Here is a 14,716-nt window from a genome sequence, read left to right on the forward strand (position 1 = left end):
CAGAAAGCAGGAATCAGAAACCACGTGACGCCCCGCGAAACCAAGGCTGCTGCCCCGTCATCAACCTCTGCTCAGGTTCGCAGCAGCATTGACGTTCCGCCCGACCTCGTCGTGGGTTTGTTGGGTTCCGCCGACGAGAATTTGCGTGCCCTCGAGCGCGTGTTGACCGCCGACCTGCACGTGCGCGGCAATACCGTCACCCTCTCGGGCGAACCGGCCGACGTCGCGCTCGGCGAGCGGGTGGTCTCCGAACTGGTGGCGATCGTCGGCCGCGGCCAGCCACTGACGCCGGAGGTGGTGCGCCACAGTGTGGCCATGCTGGTCGGCACCGGCAACGAGTCGCCCGCCGAGGTGCTGACGCTGGACATCCTGTCGCGCCGCGGCAAGACGATTCGGCCCAAGACGCTCAACCAGAAGCGTTACGTCGACGCCATCGACGCCAACACCATCGTCTTCGGGATCGGCCCGGCCGGCACCGGCAAGACCTACCTGGCGATGGCCAAGGCCGTCAACGCGCTGCAGACCAAGCAAGTCAGCCGCATCATCCTGACCCGCCCCGCAGTGGAAGCCGGTGAGCGCCTGGGCTTTCTGCCCGGCACGCTGAGCGAAAAGATCGACCCGTATCTGCGCCCGCTGTATGACGCGCTGTACGACATGATGGACGCCGAGCTGATCCCAAAGCTGATGTCCGCCGGGGTCATTGAGGTCGCGCCGCTCGCATATATGCGGGGCCGGGCGCAACCGGTCTTTACAAAAGTATTGACTCCCAACGGGTTCCGGGCGATCGGGGAACTCCGGGTAGGGGATTTTGTGATCGGCTCCGACGGTATGCCGACCGAGGTCCTGGGCGTCTACCCGCAGGGCTTCAAGGAGATCTACCGCGTCTACTCCCAGGACGGCTCGTCCACGCTCGCATCGGGTGACCATTTGTGGTCGGTGTACACCAGAAGGGATCGCAGTACTGGAAAGCCGCCGCGCGTGCTGCAGACCAAAGAGATGATCGGTAATCTCCGTGCGGCGCACTACCATCGGTACGAATTGCCGCTGTTGAGCGCGCCGGTGAGCTTCGCAGCACGGCCGGTCCCGCTCGACCCGTACGCTCTAGGTTTGCTTCTGGGAGATGGCTGCTGTTCCTGCCAGGCGACGCCCAGTTTCGCGACCGCTGATCCCGAGCTGGCGGAATCCCTGGAAAATCTCATCCCCGGAATCCGGCTACGTCGTAGATCCGAAGTCGACTACATACTGAACAGGGTCACCCGTCCCGGTGAAGTCATCACCATCGAAAACCCGGTCACTGGCGCCATGCGCCGATTGGGGCTCGCGGGCACGCGATCAAGCACCAAATTCATACCTGAGGATTACCTGTTCAATTCGCCCGATGTGCGGCTGGGTGTCCTTCAGGGCCTCCTGGACTTTGACGGCGGTCCGGTGATCCAACAAAGCCGGACCTGTCGGATTCAGTTCGCGACGGTTTCCGCACGGCTACGCGATGACGTGGTGTTCCTGGTTCGGTCCCTGGGCGGCGTCGCCTATTGGCGCACGAGGCCGGCCGAAGGACGAAAGCCCGGACTCGCCCGCGGCCACGACGTGCACCACCGATCCGACGCGCACATCCTTGACATCCGCTTGCCCGAGGGCGTGGTGCCGTTCCGGCTGACTCGCAAAGCCGCCAAATACGAAGCGACCGGCGGCGGACGTCCGATGCGTTTCGTCGACCGTATCGAGCCGGCCGGCACCGCGGAGGCGGTGTGCATCAAGGTCGCGGCAGCAGACTCCCTGTATGTCACCGAGGACTTTTTGCTGACGCACAATACGCTCAATGACGCCTTCATCATTCTCGACGAGGCGCAGAACACCACCGCCGAGCAGATGAAGATGTTCCTCACCCGGCTCGGCTTCGGCTCCAAAGTCGTTGTCACCGGCGACGTTACACAGATCGACCTGCCCGGCGGTGCCCGGTCCGGGCTGCGCGCGGCGGTCGACATCCTCGACGGCATCGACGACATCTACTTCGCGGAGCTGACCAGTGTGGACGTGGTGCGCCACCGGCTGGTGTCCGAAATCGTGGACGCCTACGCCAGATTCGAGGAACCCGGCCTGACGATGAACCGGGCGGCCCGGCGGGCCTCCGGTGCCCGCAACCGGCGGTGATCTCGTGAGCATCGAAGTTTCCAACGAGTCGGGCGTCGACGTCTCGGAGGCCGAACTGGTCAGCGTCGCGCGGTTCGTGATCGCCCGGATGGACGTCAACCCGAGCGCCGAGCTGTCGATGGTGCTGCTGGACACCGCCGCGATGGCCGACCTGCACATGCGCTGGATGGACCTGCCCGGGCCCACCGACGTGATGAGCTTTCCGATGGACGAGCTCGAGCCCGGCGGCCGCCCCGACGCGCCCGAGCCCGGGCCCGCGATGCTCGGCGACATCGTGCTGTGCCCGGAGTTCGCCGCCGAGCAGGCCGCCGCGGCCGGCCACAGCCTCGGACATGAGTTGGCGCTGTTGACGATTCACGGTGTGCTGCACCTGCTCGGCTATGACCACGGCGAGCCCGACGAGGAACGGGAGATGTTTGCCCTGCAGGACCGGCTGCTCGAGGAGTGGGTCGCCGAACAGGTCGAGGCCTACCAGCTGGATCGCCAGGAGGAACGCGACCGCCGGTTGCTGGACAAGTCAAGGTATTTCGACAATTGACCGGGCTTTCCCAGCTGCTCGGCGCGATCGCGCTGATCGCGCTGGGCGGACTTTTCGCGGCGATCGACGCGGCCATCAGCACGGTGTCGCTGGCCCGGGTTCAGGAACTGCTGCGCGGCGAGCGTCCCGGCGCCGGGTCGCTGTTCAAGGTGATGAACGAGCGGCCCCGCTACATCAACCTGGTGGTGCTGCTGCGCATCATCTGCGAGATCACCGCGACCGTGCTGCTGGTGGTGTTCCTCTACGACAACTTCGGCATGCGGTGGGCGTTGTTCGGCGCGGCGACCATCATGGTGGTGACCAGCTTCGTCGTCATCGGGGTGGGGCCGCGCACCCTCGGCCGTCAGCACGCGTATTCCATCTCGTTGGGGACGGCCCTTCCGCTGCGGGTGATTTCGTGGCTGCTGATGCCGCTCAGCCGGCTGCTGGTGGTCCTGGGTAACGCGCTCACCCCGGGCCGCGGGCTGCGCAACGGGCCGTTCGCCTCCGAGATCGAGCTGCGCGAGGTCGTCGACCTGGCCCAGCAGCGCGGCGTGGTCGCCGCCGACGAACGCCGGATGATCGAGTCGGTGTTCGAGCTCGGCGACACCCCGGCCCGCGAGGTCATGGTGCCGCGCACCGAGATGATCTGGATCGAAAGCGACAAGTACGCCAGCCAGGCCACCAACCTGGCCGTGCGCAGCGGGCATTCCCGCGTTCCGGTGATCGGGGAGAACGTCGACGATGTCGTCGGCGTGGTGTACCTGAAAGACCTTGTCCAGCAGACGTTCCTGTCGCCCGACGGCGGCCGGGACACCAAGGTGTCGCAGGTGATGCGCCCGGCGGTCTTCGTGCCCGACTCCAAGCCGCTGGACGCGCTGCTGCGCGAGATGCAGCGCGACCGCATCCACATGGCCCTGCTGGTCGACGAGTACGGCGCGATCGCCGGCCTGGTCAGCATCGAAGACGTGCTGGAAGAGATCGTCGGCGAGATCGCGGACGAGTACGACGAGGCGGAGACCGCGCCCGTCGAAGACCTGGGCGACAAACGCTTTCGGGTCTCCGCGCGGCTGCCGATCGAAGACGTCGGCGAACTGTACGACGTGGAATTCGACGACGACCTCGACGTCGACACGGTGGGCGGGCTGGTGGCCCTCGAATTGGGCCGCGTGCCGCTGCCGGGCGCCGAGGTGGTCTCGCACGGGTTGCGGCTGCGCGCCGAGGGCGGCCCCGACCACCGCGGCCGGGTGCGGATCAACACCATCCTGCTGAGCCCCGCCGAAACCGACGGGCACCCGCTATGACGCCGAACGTGCACTCATGGCGGAAAAAACGCCCGAAAGTCGCCCTGAGCGCACGCTCGGCGATCGGCCGGGCGCCATGACCGAATTCCGTTCCGGCTTCGTGTGTTTGGTGGGCCGGCCCAACACCGGAAAGTCGACGCTGACCAACGCGCTGGTCGGCACCAAGGTGGCGATCACCTCGACGCGGCCGCAGACCACCCGGCACACCATCCGCGGGATCGTGCACCGCGACGACTTCCAGATGATCCTGGTCGACACCCCGGGCCTGCACCGGCCGCGGACCCTGCTGGGCAAGCGGCTCAACGACCTGGTCCGCGACACCTACGCCGAGGTCGACGTGATCGGGTTGTGCATCCCCGCCGACGAGGCGATCGGCCCGGGCGACCGGTGGATCATCGACCAGGTTCGCGCGGTCGCCCCCAAGACCACCCTGCTGGCCATCGTCACCAAAATCGACAAGGTCCCCAAGGACCGGGTGGCCGCGCAGTTGGTCGCCGTCAGCGAGCTGGTCGGCGACGGAACCGACATCGTCCCGGTGTCGGCCGCCACCGGCTCGCAGGTCGACGTGCTCGTCGATGTCCTGGCCGCGGCTCTGCCCCCCGGCCCGGCCTACTACCCCGACGGCGAGCTCACCGACGAGCCCGAGGAGGTCCTGATGGCCGAGCTCATCCGCGAGGCCGCGCTGGAAGGGGTGCGCGACGAGCTGCCGCATTCGCTGGCGGTGGTGATCGACGAGGTCGAGGCCCGCGAAGGCAGGGACGATCTCGTCGACGTGCACGCCATCCTCTACGTCGAGCGCGACAGCCAGAAGGGCATCGTCATCGGCAAACGCGGCGCGCGGCTGCGGGAGGTGGGCACCGCCGCGCGGGTCCAGATCGAGAAGCTGCTGGGCACCAAGATCTACCTCGACCTGCGCGTCAAGGTCGCCAAGAACTGGCAGAGCGACCCCAAACAGCTTGGTCGGCTGGGGTTTTAGCGGGCCTTTCGCCGGCACGTTTCGGGGCATCGGCGGCGGGTAGCCGTCCCGGATGACCGAACCACAGTTAGCGTTGGTGACCGGCGCGTCCAGCGGCATCGGGTTCGAACTGGCCAAGCAGTTCGCCCAACACGGCTACGACCTCGTCGTGGCCGCCGAAGACGACGCCATCAACGACGTGCCGGACAAGCTTTCCGCCTCCGGCGCCGCCGTGCAGGCCGTGCAGGTGGACCTGCGCACCCCGGACGGGGTGGAGCACCTGTACCGAAGCGCGATCGAATGCGATCGCGTGCTGGCCGCCGCGGCACTCAACGCGGGCATCGGCCGCGGCGAGATGTTCCTCAAGAGCGAGCTGGCCGACGACCTCAGCATCGTCGACCTCAACGTGCGCTCGACCGTGCACCTGGCCAAGCTGGTGCTGCGCGACATGGCCAACCGCGACACCGGCAAGGTGCTGTTCACGTCGTCCATCGCGGCACAGATGCCGGGCTCCTATCAGCCGGTGTACAACGCGTCGAAGTCCTTCGTCCAGTCGTTCGCCGAGGCGCTGCGCGACGAATTGCGCGACACCTCAATCACTGTCACCGCGCTGATGCCCGGCCCGACGGACACCAACTTCTTCGGCCGCGCCAAGATGGTCGACTCGCTGATGGGCAAGATGCCCAAGGACGACCCCGCCCAGGTCGCCCGCGAGGGTTTCGAGGCGCTGATGCGCGGCGATCAGAAAATCGTCGCCGGCTCGGTCTTGTCGAAGGCGATGGGCGCGGCCAACCGCGTGCTGCCCGACGCGGTCAAAGCCGTTGGCAACCGGATCATGTCGATGCCCCGCGGGAGCTAAGCCACCACGCGAATCGTCTGCAGCGACGGGTCCGCCGCGTCGGGCACGTTCATGCCGGCGCGCACACCCGAACACAAGTAGTCCAGCACGGCCTCGTTGAGCCGCTCGCCGGGCACGACGGCGGCAATGCCCGGGGGATACGGCGTGCACTGCTCGGCGGAGACCCGCCCCGCGGCCTGGTCGGTGGGGATCTCCTCGACCTTCCCGAAGAACGCGTCGCGCGGCAGGCACACGGTCTCCAGCTGCAGCTCCTCCGGCGACGGCAGGTCGATCTGCGGCGGCGGATCGAAATCGCTTGCCGCCCTGCGCCATTCCGCCAGTGCCTCGGTCAGACGACCCGCGGTCGTTTCGTCGTCGGCGAAGGACAGCGTCGCCAGGATGCGGCGGTGATCACTCATTCCGATGTCGATGTGAGCGTGCGCGCGCAGCCAGTCGGCGGCCTGATAACCGGAGGTGCCCGTGGCCGAGACGTCCATCATCACCTGCATCCGGTCCAGGTCGTGGGACGCCTCCACGCCGAGCAGCTCCTCCTCGAGGACCCGCACCTCCGGCACCAGTTCGATGTCCTTTCGCAGCCGAGACGCCAAATCCAGAGCCGCGCCAAGCAAGTCGTGGCCGTGTTCGACCATCTGCCGGCGCCACCCGTCCATCGCGGCATACAGCAGCACGCTGGGGCTGGTGGTCATGAGCAGATCCGCGCAGGCCGACAGGCGATCGCGGTCGATCCGGTCGCCCCGCACGTGGAACACCGAGCCCTGCTCGAAACCGGCCCCCATCTTGTGCACGCTGACCACGCAGACGTCCGCGCCGGCGTCCATCGCCCACGTCGGCAGGTCCTCGTGGAACGGCAGATGCGCCCCCCAGGCCTCGTCGATGATCAGCGGCTTGCCCCGCGCATGGCACACCTCGGCGATGCCGGCGATGTCGGCGCAGGTGCCGTACGGGCTCGGGCTGACGATGAGCGCGCCGGCGGCATCCGGATGCCGCGCCCAGGCTTCTTCCACCTGCCGCGGCGAGGGCGGGTGCGAGAAGTGATGCTCGGCGTCCCAGCGCGGCGTGATCCAGCGCGGCTGGACGCCGGAGAAAATGAGGCCGGCCACGATCGACTTGTGGCTGTCGCGGCTCACCAGCAGGCTGCCACTGGAATCTCCGCCGCCGGCCACGGCCATCATCGCCGCCCGCACCGACAGCGAGCTGCCGCAGGTGGAAAACCAGGCCACGTCGGCACCCACGGCGTCGGCCATCAGGTCCTCGGCGCGCTTCAGGTAGTTGTTGCCGGCCTTGCGGTCGTCCAGCCCGCCGTTGGCCAGCACGTCGTCGAGGAAAGGTTCGCGGCCCAGCACCGCCAGGACCCGGTCGTCGACGCCGCGACCCTGCCGGTGTCCGGGCGGCGTGAACCCGTACCGGTTCTTGTCGCGGTAGTCGGCCAGCGCGTCCAGAAGGGGAGCCTCGGATTGATCCATGGCAAGGATGTACCCGGGTTCGGGCGGCGCGTCACCTCATCCGCGCGGTGGCGGCGCGCCGGCCGACGGGGCGTCGGTGCCGGCGTGCCACCAGACCGTCGGCTGCCTGGCGGCCCAGCCGCAGACGGCCTCCAGCTCGGCGGCCAGCGAGATCAGCAGGCCCTCGCTGTTTGCCGGGCCCATCAACTGCACGCCGATCGGCAAACCCTCCGAGGTGAAGCCCGCCGGCACGTTGATCGACGGCCAGCCCAGCACGTTCCACGGCCACGTCAACGGGCACGCGGCGATCATGGTGCGGTCGGTGGCCAGGCCGCTCAGCCGGTCGAAGGCGCGCGCCAGCGGCGGCGGCTGGGCGGTGGTCGGCGCCAGCACGACGTCGACGATGTCGAAGATCGAGCCCACCCGCCGCTGGTCGGCCCCCTCGTGGCGGCGCGCGCTGCGCAGGATCGCCTGCCCCAGCACCTGGCCCATGCGCAGGTTGGCCAGGGTGCGCGGGTCCAGGACCACGCCCTCGCCGAGCCGCTCCTCCCAATCCAGCAGCCCCGCGGTGGACCGGGCCAGAAAGTCCCACGACAGCCGCAGGCCGTAGTCGGGATTGCCGGGCACCACGGTGTGGCCGAGCAGCTCGAGTTGCTTGGCCACCGCGCGCGTCGCGGCCAGGATCTCGGGGTGCAACTTGGCCCGAAAACCGGTGTACGGGAACCGGGTTGACAGCGCGATGTTCAGCGGCCCGGGTGCCTTGCCGACGTAGTCCGACGCCGTGATCGGGGGCGGTTTGTGCCGGTCGCCCTCGACGTTGCCGGACGCGGCGTCGAGCACCAGCGCCGCGTCGGCCACGGTGCGGGCCAGCACGCCGTTGACGGTGATGCCGTTGAACGCCTCCGGCAGCGGCCAGGTGGAGATGCGGCCGCGCTGCGGCTTGATGCCGACCAGGTGCGTCCACGCCGCGGGGATCCGCACGCTGCCGGCGCCGTCGGAGCCGATGGCCGCGGTGACCAGGCCCGCGGCCACCGCGGCCGCGCTGCCCCCCGACGATCCGCCCGGGGTGTGCCGGCGCGACCAGGGGTTGCGGGTGTGCCCGAAGCCTGGCCCGCTGGTGAACGGCCACTGGCCCAGCTCGCAGGTGTTGGTCTTGCCGACGATCACCGCGCCGGCAGCCTTCAGGCGGCGCACCACCTCGGCGTCGTGGGTCGCCGGCGCGACGTACCCCTCGGTGCCGAAGGCCGTCGGCACCCCGGCGACGTCGACGTCGTCTTTGACCGCGATCGGGACGCCCAGCAGCGGGGCGGTGTCCCCGGCCGCCCGGCGCCGGTCGGCCTCGGCGGCGTCGGCCAGCGCCGACTCGGTGAGCACCACCCGGAACGCGTTGAGCGTGGACTGGCTGGTGTGGATGGCGTGCAGGGAGCGGCTGACCAGTGTGGTGGATGTCACTGCGCGGCTGGCCAATTGATAGAGCAGGTCAGTCAGTGTGGGCAGGCGCTGGCTGCCGGATCCGGAAATGGACCCGACTCCCGACCCAGAAGCGCCAATCACGGGGTACGAGACTAGACGGCGCGGATACCCGGATTGTCGCGGCGGGGTGCAAAACTATGGTGATGCGGCTATATCGAGACCGGGCTGTTGTGCTGCGCCAGCACAAGCTCGGCGAAGCCGACCGGATCGTCACCCTGCTGACCCGCGATCACGGGCTGGTCCGTGCGGTGGCCAAGGGCGTCCGTCGCACCCGTAGCAAATTCGGTGCCCGGCTGGAGCCGTTTGCTCACATCGACGCGCAGCTGCACCCCGGCCGCAACCTCGACATCGTCACCCAGGTGGTGTCCATCGACGCGTTCGCGACCGACATCGTCAGCGACTACGGCCGGTACACGTGTGGGTGCGCGATGCTCGAGACCGCCGAACGCCTCGCCGGCGAGGAGCGCGCCCCGGCGCCGGCCCTGCACCGGCTCACGGTGGGCGCGCTGCGCGCGGTGGCCGACGGGCGCCGGCCCCGCGACCTGTTGCTGGACGCCTACCTGCTGCGCGCCATGGGCATCGCCGGTTGGGCGCCGGCCCTCACCGAGTGCGCGCGGTGCGCCACGCCGGGCCCGCATCGGGCGTTTCACGTGGGGGCCGGGGGCAGCGTCTGCCCGCACTGCCGCCCGGCGGGTTCGACCACCCCACCGCCGGGCGTGCTGGACCTGATGGCGGCGCTTCACGACGGCGACTGGGAGGCCGCCGAGGCGTCGCCGCAGTCGCACCGCAACCACGTCAGCGGATTGGTGGCCGCGCACCTGCAATGGCACCTGGAGCGGCAACTCAAAACGCTGCCGCTGGTGGAACGGACGTATCACGTCGACCGCACCATCGCCGAACGGCGCGCCGCGCTGATCGGGCAGGATACGGCCTGTGGCTAAAGCTGAGCGCAGGCTGAAGTCCACCGACTTCCCGCAGTTGCCCCCCGCGCCCGACGATTACCCGGTCTTTCCCGACAGGTCGACGTGGCCGGTGGCCTTCCCGGAGCTGCCGCCGTCGGCGGGCGGCGGCCCGAGCCGGCCCCCGCAGCACACCTCGAAGGCGGCCGCGCCGCGGATTCCGGCCGACCGGTTGCCTTTTCACGTCGCCATCGTGATGGACGGCAACGGCCGCTGGGCCACCCAACGCGGGCTGAGCCGCACCGACGGACACAAGGCCGGCGAGGCGGTGGTGATCGACATCGTCTGCGGCGCAATCGAACTCGGGATCAAGTGGCTCAGCCTCTACGCCTTCTCCACCGAGAACTGGAAGCGTTCCCCCGAGGAGGTCCGTTTCCTGATGGGGTTCAACCGCGACGTGGTGCGCATGCGCCGCGTGAACCTCAACGCGATCGGGGTCAAGATCCGCTGGGTGGGCTCGCGGCCCCGGCTGTGGCGCAGCGTCATCAACGAGTTGGCCATCGCCGAGGCGATGACGGCCGGCAACGACGTCATCACCGTCAACTACTGCGTGAACTACGGCGGGCGCGCCGAGATCGCCGAAGCCGCAAAGGATATCGCCCGGCTGACCGAGGCCGGCCGGCTCAATCCGGAGCGCATCACCGAGGCGACGATCTCGCGTCACCTGCAGCGGCCCGACATCCCCGACGTCGACCTGTTCCTGCGGACGTCGGGCGAACATCGGTCCAGCAACTTCATGCTGTGGCAGGCGGCCTACGCCGAGTACGTCTTCCAGGACAAGCTGTGGCCCGACTACGACCGGCGCGACCTGTGGGCGGCCTGCGAGGAATACGCCTCGCGCAATCGGCGGTTCGGGAGCGCCTGATGCCCTCGCTGGCTGAGCGTCTGGCGTCGATACTGCGCGACGTCCTGGCCGTCGACGAGGAGCCCGACGGCGCGCTGACCGTGCGCCACAACGGAACCCTGGCCTCGCTGCGGGTGGTGAACATCGCCGAGGACCTGGACCTGGTATCGCTGACGCAGATACTGGCCTGGGATCTGCCGCTGACCAAGAAGATCCGCGACCAGATCGCCAAGCAGGCCCACGACAGCAACTTCGGCAGCGTGACCGTGGTCGAGAAGGTCAATCAACAAGCCGTGCAACGTAATTCGGGCAAGGCCGCGTCCAAGACCGCCGACGTGATGCTGCGCTACAACTTTCCCGGCGGCGGCCTGACCGACGACGCGTTGCGCACCCTGGTCCTGCTGGTGCTGGACACCGGCGCCGAGATCCGCCGTGCACTGACGGGTTAGGAGCCGGTGCGCGGCAACTCCTGGTCGTGGCCGGCCGGCCGGGTCGAGTCGATGAACCGCTCGACGACCTCGACGAAGCGATCGGGGTGGTCGCGAAACGGCATGTGGCCGGACTTTTCGAAGATCTCCAGGCGCGAGCCGGGGATCGCCGCCTGGGCCGTCCGGGCGTGGTCGACCGGGATGATCAGGTCGTCGTCGCCCCAGATGATTTGCACCGGCACGGATTGCATGAGGTGGACCCGGTCGAGCATCGTGACGTACTGGCCGCGAGCGTCCACCACCGACCGCAACGTGCGCGCGAACGCCGACAGCGCCCGTCGGTCGCGGAAGCCTTGCAGCAGGTCCACGACGTCGGCTACGTCGCGCCCGAAGCTGGTCGAACCCAGCCCGGTCTTGACGGCGCGGCCCAACAGCCGGATCGCGGGCATCACGCCCGGGACGCGCAGGACGCCCAGCGCCTCGCTGCCCATCGGCATGGCCGCCATCCGCAGCGCGAGGCTCACGTCCTTGGCGACGCCGCCGGCGCTGACCAGCACGATCCGCTCGACCAGTTGCGGGTACTGATAGGCGAATTGCATCGCGACGCCGCCACCGAACGAGTGCCCCACCACGGTGACGCGGTCGATGCCCAGCGCGGCGAGCAGGTCGCGCATGCCGTTGGCGAAGGCCGGCAGCGAGTAATCGGCGCGGGGCTTGTCCGACTCGCCGTGGCCCAGCAGATCCGGCGCGATGACGGTGAACCGTTGCGCGAGCTGGACGTGCACGGGCCCCCAGGCGGTGGAGTTGTCACCCACGCCGTGGATCAGCAGCAGGGCCGGACCCGACCCGGCGACCCGGTAGGCGCGGCGGTAGCCGTGGATGGTCCGGAATTGCAGTGACGGGGCCGCGACGTCGCGTACCGGCCGCAGGTGGTTGCGCATGGCGTTCTCACTTCCTGGGTGCTCCTTCGGCCCGTGGCCGCTCATGGGTAGGAGCACGCAGGGGGTCCCTGCCGGACAACTTTGTGAAAACTTTTTCGGGGCGCAGCTCAGGAGCCGCACTGCGCGCACGTGCCGAAGATCTCGATGGTGTGGCTGACATCGGAGAAGCCGTGCTTGGCGGCCACCTGCGCGGCCCACTGTTCGACCTCGTGGTCGCCGACCTCGACGGTGCAACCGCACCCGCGGCACACCAGGTGGTGGTGGTGATGCTCCGAGCACCTGCGGTAGACCGACTCGCCGGTGTCGGTGCGCAACGTGTCGAGCATCCCGGCCGCGGCCATCGACTGCAGGGTCCGGTACACCGTCGTCAGGCCGATGTTCTCGCCGCGGCGGCGCAGCTCGTCGTGCAGCTCCTGGGCCGAGCGGAACTCGTCGAGCGTCTCCAACAGCGTGAAGATCGCCGCCCGCTGACGGGTCGACCGCACACTGGTGCCGGTCATACGGTGTCCTCGCTCGCGTGCGCCACCGCGTCCACCACGATGTGCGCCAGGTGGTGGTCGGCCAGCCGGTAGAGCACCTCGCGCCCGGATCGCTCCCCGGCCACCACACCGGCGGCCTTGAGGATCTTCAGGTGCTGGCTGACCAGCGGCTGCGGCACCCCGAGCGCGTCGACCAGCTCGTGCACGCAGCGCTGCGATTCGCGCAGCTGCAACACGATGGCGATCCGCACGGGCGCGGCCAGCGCGCGCAGCAGCTCGCCGGCGGCGTCGAGGATCTCCCGCGGCGGCGGGTCGGGGTAGTCGGGGAAATCCGGGTGGTCGCCGGGCCCAGCCGCGCCGTGCTCGTGGGCCTCGACGCCCAGGTCGGACCCCATGTCGTCACCGGCGGTCGTCGATGTTGAGGGGGACATCGCCATGGGAGTGTCATCACCTCGAAAAGTGCCGGATAGGGGAGCGCCCGCCGTCGAAGCGGGCCACCTCCCACTGTCACATGCGTGATGACGCATGTCAAAGTTCGCGGCGCTGGTCGATACCATGGCTGGGGTTTTGCGGGCGGTTCGCCGCCCGCCCTGCGTCCGATCTTCGAAAAGGAGTGCACCGCCCCGTGGCGTCCGTCATCGACACCGTAGTCAACCTGGCCAAACGGCGCGGCTTCGTCTTTCCCTCGGGCGAGATCTACGGCGGCACCAAATCGGCCTGGGACTACGGCCCGCTGGGCGTGGAGCTCAAGGAGAACATCAAGCGTCAGTGGTGGCGCGCGGTGGTCACCGGCCGCGACGACGTGGTGGGACTCGATACGTCGATCATCCTGCCGCGCCAGGTGTGGGTGGCCTCCGGCCACGTCGAGGTCTTCCACGACCCGCTCGTCGAGTGCCTGAACTGCCACCACCGGCACCGCCAGGACCACATGCAGGAGGCCTACGCGGCGAAGAAGGGGATCGCCGACCCGGATTCGGTGGCGATGACCGAGATCGTCTGCCCCGACTGCGGCACCAAGGGCCAGTGGACCGAGCCCCGCGAATTCAACATGATGCTCAAGACGTACCTCGGGCCCATCGAAACCGAGGAGGGGCTGCACTACCTGCGCCCCGAGACCGCGCAGGGCATCTTCGTCAACTTCGCCAACGTGGTGACGACGGCGCGCCGCAAGCCGCCGTTCGGGATCGGCCAGATCGGCAAGAGCTTTCGCAACGAGATCACCCCGGGCAACTTCATCTTCCGCACCCGCGAGTTCGAGCAGATGGAAATGGAGTTCTTCGTCGAGCCGTCGACGGCCAAGGAATGGCACCAGTATTGGATCGACACCCGCCTGCAGTGGTACCTCGACCTGGGCATCGAGCGGGACAACCTGCGGCTGTACGAACACCCCGCGGACAAGCTGTCGCACTACTCCGACCGCACCGTAGACATCGAGTACAAGTTCGGCTTCGTCGGCAACCCATGGGGCGAGCTGGAAGGTGTCGCCAACCGCACCGACTTCGACTTGTCCACGCACGCAAAGCATTCCGGTGCCGACCTGTCGTTCTACGACCAGATATCCGACACCCGGTACACGCCGTACGTCATCGAGCCGGCGGCGGGCCTGACGCGGTCGTTCATGGCGTTTCTGATCGACGCCTACCACGAGGACGAAGCCCCAAACGCCAAGGGCGGCATGGAAAAACGCACGGTGCTCCGGCTCGACCCGCGCCTGGCGCCGACCAAGGCGGCGGTGCTGCCGCTGTCGCGCCACGCCGACCTGAGCCCCAAGGCGCGCGACCTGGCGGCCGAATTGCGTAAATGCTGGAACATCGAGTTCGACGACGCCGGCGCCATCGGTCGCCGCTACCGGCGCCAGGACGAGGTCGGTACGCCGTTTTGCGTGACGGTGGATTTCGACTCGCTCGAGGACAACGCGGTGACCGTGCGCGAGCGCGACGCCATGACCCAGGAGCGCGTCGCGATCGGCGCCGTCGCCGACTACCTGGCGGTTCGGCTGAAGGGCTGCTAGCCGCACGGGCGTCATGAGATTCGCCTCGGCGACGCGCGGCTCCGGGGTGTTCGTCTCCGGCGGCGGAGCCTCCGGTTTCTTCACCAAAATTTTTAGCGGTTTCTGGGCGTTCGCGGCCCCGTGTGCGGGGCGCTCCGAGGCCCGTGGAAATGCCACAAAATTTGTGCGGGTTTTTGGCGTCCGGGCGATGCATCCGCAGGCATCGCTACCTGGACAGTTGTCCGGTTCAGGGGGGTGCGTGAGCGCGTCTCGCCGGCTCCTGCCCGAGACGCGGAATGATTTCGCGAAATCGCCTATTTTCGGTGGCCGGTTGACTTACGATCCAGCGGTGGCGGCAGGCGTGTGTAAAACCG

13 protein-coding genes and 2 pseudogenes are annotated in these 14,716 nt (G+C 68.5%); 10 read left to right on the plus strand and 5 right to left on the minus strand.

Going from position 1 to position 14,716, the window contains the following annotated elements:
* Positions 1-24 precede the first annotated feature (24 nt).
* From AC5Y4Z_RS06495 to AC5Y4Z_RS06520, 6 genes and pseudogenes are all read left to right on the plus strand, one after another.
* Positions 25-735 (plus strand): annotated as a pseudogene (locus AC5Y4Z_RS06495) (PhoH family protein); the annotation flags it as partial.
* Positions 736-1,809: 1,074 nt separating this feature from the next.
* Positions 1,810-2,151 (plus strand): annotated as a pseudogene (locus AC5Y4Z_RS06500) (PhoH family protein); the annotation flags it as partial.
* Between the two features lie 4 nt (positions 2,152-2,155).
* Positions 2,156-2,689 (plus strand): rRNA maturation RNase YbeY, encoded by a 534-nt coding sequence (ybeY, locus tag AC5Y4Z_RS06505; RefSeq protein WP_499961651.1) that lies wholly within the window; start codon positions 2,156-2,158, stop codon positions 2,687-2,689.
* Positions 2,686-3,972 (plus strand): hemolysin family protein, encoded by a 1,287-nt coding sequence (locus AC5Y4Z_RS06510; protein WP_499961654.1) that lies wholly within the window; start codon positions 2,686-2,688, stop codon positions 3,970-3,972. The genes ybeY and AC5Y4Z_RS06510 overlap by 4 nt, the downstream gene beginning before the upstream one ends.
* Before the next feature lie 76 nt (positions 3,973-4,048).
* Positions 4,049-4,948 carry a GTPase Era gene (gene era, locus AC5Y4Z_RS06515; protein ID WP_499961657.1) on the plus strand — a complete coding sequence of 300 codons (900 nt, stop codon included), beginning with the start codon at positions 4,049-4,051 and terminating at the stop codon, positions 4,946-4,948.
* 52 nt (positions 4,949-5,000) lie between these two features.
* A complete protein-coding gene (locus AC5Y4Z_RS06520) occupies positions 5,001-5,786 on the plus strand; it encodes an SDR family NAD(P)-dependent oxidoreductase (protein ID WP_499961661.1) in 786 nt (261 codons plus the stop codon).
* On the opposite strand, the gene AC5Y4Z_RS06525 is transcribed toward AC5Y4Z_RS06520, so the two are convergent.
* A complete protein-coding gene (locus tag AC5Y4Z_RS06525; protein WP_499961663.1) occupies positions 5,783-7,249 on the minus strand; it encodes an aminotransferase class I/II-fold pyridoxal phosphate-dependent enzyme in 1,467 nt (488 codons plus the stop codon). The two genes, AC5Y4Z_RS06520 and AC5Y4Z_RS06525, sit on opposite strands and share 4 nt — an antisense overlap.
* Positions 7,250-7,285: 36 nt before the next feature.
* Entirely contained in the window at positions 7,286-8,782 is a 1,497-nt protein-coding gene (locus tag AC5Y4Z_RS06530) for an amidase (RefSeq protein WP_499961665.1), read from the minus strand.
* A gap of 62 nt (positions 8,783-8,844) precedes the next feature.
* Between AC5Y4Z_RS06530 and recO the strand changes: the two genes are divergently transcribed.
* From recO to AC5Y4Z_RS06545, 3 genes are read left to right on the plus strand one after another with little or no spacing between them, the layout of a single operon-like run.
* Positions 8,845-9,642, plus strand: a complete 798-nt coding sequence (recO, locus tag AC5Y4Z_RS06535; protein WP_499961669.1) for a DNA repair protein RecO — start codon at positions 8,845-8,847, stop codon at positions 9,640-9,642.
* Positions 9,635-10,525 (plus strand): decaprenyl diphosphate synthase, encoded by an 891-nt coding sequence (locus tag AC5Y4Z_RS06540; protein WP_499961672.1) that lies wholly within the window; start codon positions 9,635-9,637, stop codon positions 10,523-10,525. The genes recO and AC5Y4Z_RS06540 overlap by 8 nt, the downstream gene beginning before the upstream one ends.
* Positions 10,525-10,953, plus strand: coding sequence for a hypothetical protein (locus tag AC5Y4Z_RS06545; protein WP_499961675.1), 429 nt, complete (start codon positions 10,525-10,527; stop codon positions 10,951-10,953). Before AC5Y4Z_RS06540 ends, AC5Y4Z_RS06545 begins: the two co-directional genes overlap by 1 nt.
* On the opposite strand, the gene AC5Y4Z_RS06550 is transcribed toward AC5Y4Z_RS06545, so the two are convergent.
* From AC5Y4Z_RS06550 to AC5Y4Z_RS06560, 3 genes are all read right to left on the minus strand, one after another.
* The gene (locus AC5Y4Z_RS06550; RefSeq protein WP_499961678.1) at positions 10,950-11,873 is read right to left on the minus strand and encodes an alpha/beta fold hydrolase; all 924 of its coding nucleotides are present in this window, start codon (positions 11,871-11,873) and stop codon (positions 10,950-10,952) included. The two genes, AC5Y4Z_RS06545 and AC5Y4Z_RS06550, sit on opposite strands and share 4 nt — an antisense overlap.
* Positions 11,874-11,980: 107 nt before the next feature.
* Complete coding sequence (locus AC5Y4Z_RS06555) at positions 11,981-12,373, minus strand: Fur family transcriptional regulator (protein ID WP_499961683.1); 393 nt, start codon at positions 12,371-12,373, stop codon at positions 11,981-11,983.
* A complete protein-coding gene (locus AC5Y4Z_RS06560) occupies positions 12,370-12,789 on the minus strand; it encodes an ArsR/SmtB family transcription factor (protein ID WP_499961687.1) in 420 nt (139 codons plus the stop codon). Before AC5Y4Z_RS06560 ends, AC5Y4Z_RS06555 begins: the two co-directional genes overlap by 4 nt.
* 176 nt (positions 12,790-12,965) lie before the next feature.
* On the opposite strand from AC5Y4Z_RS06560, the gene AC5Y4Z_RS06565 reads away from it, so the two are divergent.
* A complete protein-coding gene (locus AC5Y4Z_RS06565; RefSeq protein WP_499961690.1) occupies positions 12,966-14,363 on the plus strand; it encodes a glycine--tRNA ligase in 1,398 nt (465 codons plus the stop codon).
* The last annotated feature ends 353 nt before the right edge of the window (positions 14,364-14,716 follow it).

This window comes from Mycobacterium sp. NGS63 (assembly GCF_059812295.1).

Bases quoted from the DNA above. Each gene is read 5' to 3' on its own strand.
- era (WP_499961657.1), top strand. From the start codon at position 4,049: ATGACCGAATTCCGTTCCGGCTTCGTGTGTTTGGTGGGCCGGCCCAAC.
- AC5Y4Z_RS06520 (WP_499961661.1), top strand. From the start codon at position 5,001: ATGACCGAACCACAGTTAGCGTTGGTGACCGGCGCGTCCAGCGGCATC.
- AC5Y4Z_RS06525 (WP_499961663.1), bottom strand. From the start codon at position 7,249: ATGGATCAATCCGAGGCTCCCCTTCTGGACGCGCTGGCCGACTACCGC.
- recO (WP_499961669.1), top strand. From the start codon at position 8,845: ATGCGGCTATATCGAGACCGGGCTGTTGTGCTGCGCCAGCACAAGCTC.
- AC5Y4Z_RS06545 (WP_499961675.1), top strand. From the start codon at position 10,525: ATGCCCTCGCTGGCTGAGCGTCTGGCGTCGATACTGCGCGACGTCCTG.
- AC5Y4Z_RS06550 (WP_499961678.1), bottom strand. From the start codon at position 11,873: ATGCGCAACCACCTGCGGCCGGTACGCGACGTCGCGGCCCCGTCACTG.
- AC5Y4Z_RS06555 (WP_499961683.1), bottom strand. From the start codon at position 12,373: ATGACCGGCACCAGTGTGCGGTCGACCCGTCAGCGGGCGGCGATCTTC.
- AC5Y4Z_RS06560 (WP_499961687.1), bottom strand. From the start codon at position 12,789: ATGGCGATGTCCCCCTCAACATCGACGACCGCCGGTGACGACATGGGG.